The sequence below is a fragment of the Streptococcus sp. DD11 genome, from assembly GCF_001578865.1.
GTDB lineage: Bacteria > Bacillota > Bacilli > Lactobacillales > Streptococcaceae > Streptococcus > Streptococcus panodentis.
The window spans coordinates 68,148-72,382 of sequence record NZ_KQ969395.1; the positions used below are offsets into that span (position 1 = coordinate 68,148).

Below are 4,235 nucleotides of genomic sequence, written 5' to 3' on the forward strand. Positions count from 1 at the left end.
CAAACAGAAGCTCATCTTGACCCCAAGCGATTCTTGCAACACAAGATATAGTTTTCCATTTTTCATCTCCTGTCTGAGAGATTTCTGCATGGTTTTAGGTGTCCTGTCTAAGCAAGTCAGGGGCTGGATTGGACCTGTTTCTCTGGCTTTCAGCAAGGTTTTCATCTTTTATACATGCACTATATATAGTATTGCATGTATCTTATAACAAAAATTAACACAATATTTAGTTCAAAACTATTGACATCCCCCTGGCTTTTAGATATACTAGATTCGTATTTAATTTTAAGAAAAAAAGAAAGTTTAGAGGAATCTTCTATGGTAACTATTTACTCCAAAAACGACTGTGTTCAGTGCAAAATGACCAAGCGTTTCTTAGATACCAATCATGTGGAATATCGCGAGATTAATCTTGATGAACAGCCAGAATTTATCGACCATGTTAAAAACCTTGGCTTCAATGCTGCTCCTGTCATTCAGACAGCAACGGAGGCATTTTCTGGTTTCCAGCCTGGTAAACTGAAAAAATTATCATAAGCCGCGATGGCATGAGCTGGATGGCTGCTCCTATAGACATAGGAGCCTTTCTTTTGTATCGGGCAGAGTTACTGCCTGCCAAATCTTATATTATTTTATATAGAAAAGGAACACCATGGGACTTAAACAACTCGAAGACGTGACTTACTTCCGTCTCAACAATGAAATCAACCGTCCGATTAACGGACAGATTATGCTCCACAAGGACAAGGAAGCTTTGGAGGCTTTCTTTAAGGAAAATGTTAATCCCAATACCAAGCAGTTTGCTTCCATCACTGAGAAAATCAGTTATTTAATAGAAGAAAACTATCTGGAAAAAGAGTTTATCGAGCACTATTCTCCAGCCTATATTGAGGAATTGGCAGCCTTTATCCATGCGCAGGACTTCCAGTTCAAGTCCTTCATGGCCGCCTACAAATTCTACAACCAGTATGCCCTCAAGACCAACGACGGCGAATATTATCTGGAAAGCATGGAGGACCGGGTGCTCTTCAATGCCCTCTACTTTGCCAATGGTGACGAAGCCATCGCCAAAGATATTGCCAACGAAATCATCCATCAGCGCTACCAGCCTGCGACGCCGAGCTTTCTCAATGCCGGCCGGGCCAGACGCGGTGAGCTGGTCTCCTGCTTCCTGATCCAAGTGACGGACGACATGAACTCTATCGGCCGCTCTATCAACTCCGCCCTGCAGCTTTCCCGTATCGGCGGGGGCGTGGGCATTTCCCTCAGCAATCTGCGGGAAGCCGGCGCACCGATCAAGGGCTATGAAGGGGCTGCTTCTGGGGTCGTGCCGGTTATGAAACTTTTCGAGGACAGCTTCTCCTACTCCAACCAGCTAGGGCAGCGCCAAGGGGCCGGTGTGGTCTACCTCAATGTCTTCCACCCCGACATCATCTCCTTCCTGTCTACCAAGAAAGAAAATGCGGATGAAAAAGTTCGGGTCAAGACCCTGTCTCTGGGGGTGGTCATTCCGGATAAATTCTACGAACTGGCCCGCAAAAATGAGGATATGTACCTCTTCAGTCCATACTCTGTCGAGCGGGAGTATGGTGTTCCCTTTGCTTATCTGGATATTACTGAAAAGTATGATGAATTGGTGGCCAATCCTAAGATTACCAAGACCAAGATCCGGGCCCGCGATTTGGAAACGGAAATTTCCAAACTGCAGCAGGAGTCTGGCTATCCTTATGTCGTCAACATTGACACCGCCAACCGCTCCAATCCGATTGACGGCAAGATTATCATGAGCAATCTCTGCTCTGAAATCCTGCAGGTACAAGAACCTAGCCTTTTGAATGATGCGCAAGAATATCTCCGTCTGGGAACAGATGTATCATGTAACTTAGGCTCTACTAATGTTGTAAACATGATGGCATCGCCGGACTTTGGCAAGTCGATCCGGACCATGACACGCGCTCTGACCTTTGTCACAGACAGCTCTCACATCACTGCAGTGCCTTCTATCGACAATGGTAATAGTCTGGCTCATACCTTTGGACTCGGTGCCATGGGCCTGCACAGCTATCTGGCTCAGCAGCTGATTGACTACGGGTCTGCCGAAGCGGTTGAATTTACCAGCATCTACTTCATGCTCATGAACTACTGGACCCTAGTCGAGTCTAACAATATCGCCCGCGAACGCGGTGTCACTTTCCATAACTTTGACAAGTCCGACTATGCCAGCGGCACTTACTTTGACAAATACCTGACGGGTGAATTTGTACCGAAGTCCAACCGCATCAAGGAGCTCTTTGCCGGTATCTTTATCCCGACAGCCAAGGACTGGGCAGCTCTGCGGGATAAGGTCAAAGCAGACGGTCTCTACCATCAAAACCGTCTGGCTGTCGCACCAAACGGCTCTATCAGCTACATCAATGACGTTTCTGCTTCGATCCACCCGATTACCCAGCGGATTGAAGAGCGTCAGGAAAAGAAAATCGGCAAGATTTACTACCCTGCTGCCGGTCTGTCCACTGAGACCATTCCTTACTATACCAGCGCCTATGACATGGATATGCGCAAGGTCATCGATGTCTACGCTGCTGCTACCGAGCATGTGGACCAAGGGCTGTCACTGACCCTCTTTATGCGCAGCGACATTCCTCAGGGCCTCTACGAGTGGAAACGCGAAAGCAAGCAGACCACCCGCGACCTCTCCATCCTGCGCAACTATGCCTTTAACAAGGGCATCAAGTCCATCTACTATGTCCGTACCTTTACCGATGACGGCGGCGAAGTGGGGGCTAACCAGTGTGAAAGCTGCGTAATATAATTTTTAACAGGGGGAGATACTTCGTTAAGTCGTCTTGTTGTACCACAAGTACAAACTGCGACTCCTTGCCTAGTCTCTCCCGCCTGTAAAAATTATATTCGACAATTCTAGCATTATCAAAGAAATTGTATTCGTATTTCATCAATCTATTTATTTCAGTGATTGGTGAGAATAAGATTGCTTACATATAATTGGAATTTTTTCTCTGTGGTAAAAGCTGGCTTGTTCATTATGATGGTGAACAAGCCAGCTCGGAAGTTTTGAGACTATAGGCTCAAAACTTAGTCCTAAAATCCCAAAGGGATTGTGGACGTCCGAACCACTTAGAAAAAGGACCAAATGAACTGATTATCTATACTGTATTAAAAAGTTAAAAGCGAGATCATCATGAAAACTTACTACAAAGCCATCAACTGGAATGCCATCGAAGATGTCATTGACAAGTCTACTTGGGAAAAGCTGACCGAGCAATTCTGGCTGGATACCCGCATCCCTCTGTCCAACGACCTGGACGACTGGAGAAAACTCTCTCATAAAGAGAAAGATTTGGTCGGCAAGGTCTTTGGCGGTCTGACCCTGCTGGATACGCTCCAGTCTGAGTCCGGTGTCGAAGCCCTGCGCAAGGACGTCCGCACAGCCCATGAGGAAGCGGTCTTTAACAACATCCAATTCATGGAGTCGGTCCATGCCAAGTCCTACTCCTCCATCTTCTCCACTCTCAATACCAAGTCGGAAATTGACGAAATTTTTGAGTGGACCAATACCAACCCTTACCTGCAGAAAAAGGCGGAAATTATCAACGAAATCTACCTCAACGGCAATGCTCTGGAAAAGAAGGTTGCCAGTGTTTTCCTTGAAACCTTCCTCTTCTACTCCGGCTTCTTCACCCCGCTCTACTATCTGGGCAACAACAAGCTGGCCAATGTGGCGGAGATTATCAAGCTGATTATCCGCGACGAGTCTGTGCACGGCACCTATATCGGCTATAAGTTCCAGCTGGGCTTTAACCAGCTCCCAAAAGACGAGCAGGAAAAGCTGAAAGAATGGATGTACGACCTGCTCTACACCCTCTATGAAAATGAAGAAGGCTATACGGAAAGCCTCTACGATACGGTCGGCTGGACCGAGGAGGTCAAGACCTTCCTGCGCTACAATGCCAACAAGGCCCTGATGAATCTGGGACAGGATCCGCTCTTCCCAGACTCAGCGGACGATGTCAACCCGATTGTCATGAACGGCATCTCAACCGGTACTTCCAACCATGACTTTTTCTCCCAAGTCGGCAACGGCTACCTGCTGGGCGAAGTTGAAGCCATGCAGGATGATGACTATAATTACGGACTGTAAGACCAAACAAAACCTGCTCTTTCCCAATACGGAAAGAGCAGGTTTTGCATATCAGTCTATGTGACTCCCATAGATA

Annotated in this window: 3 protein-coding genes; all 3 read left to right on the forward strand. The window is 46.9% G+C overall.

All coding sequences use genetic code 11. The annotated features are described in order from the left end of the window. Positions 1 to 318 precede the first annotated feature (318 nt). The 3 genes from nrdH to nrdF all read left to right on the forward strand — a co-directional run bounded on the left by nrdH (position 319) and on the right by nrdF (position 4,159). Positions 319 to 537, forward strand: coding sequence for a glutaredoxin-like protein NrdH (gene nrdH, locus STRDD11_RS08075; RefSeq protein ID WP_128836901.1), 219 nt, complete (start codon positions 319 to 321; stop codon positions 535 to 537). A 115-nt stretch (positions 538 to 652) separates the two neighbouring features. Further along, entirely contained in the window at positions 653 to 2,812 is a 2,160-nt protein-coding gene (nrdE, locus tag STRDD11_RS08080) for a class 1b ribonucleoside-diphosphate reductase subunit alpha (protein WP_128836902.1), read from the forward strand. Between the two features lie 387 nt (positions 2,813 to 3,199). After that, positions 3,200 to 4,159 (forward strand): class 1b ribonucleoside-diphosphate reductase subunit beta, encoded by a 960-nt coding sequence (gene nrdF / locus STRDD11_RS08085; protein ID WP_128836903.1) that lies wholly within the window; start codon positions 3,200 to 3,202, stop codon positions 4,157 to 4,159. Positions 4,160 to 4,235: the final 76 nt, after the last annotated feature.

Bases quoted from the DNA above. Each gene is read 5' to 3' on its own strand.
- nrdF (WP_128836903.1), top strand. From the start codon at position 3,200: ATGAAAACTTACTACAAAGCCATCAACTGGAATGCCATCGAAGATGTC.
- nrdH (WP_128836901.1), top strand. From the start codon at position 319: ATGGTAACTATTTACTCCAAAAACGACTGTGTTCAGTGCAAAATGACC.
- nrdE (WP_128836902.1), top strand. From the start codon at position 653: ATGGGACTTAAACAACTCGAAGACGTGACTTACTTCCGTCTCAACAAT.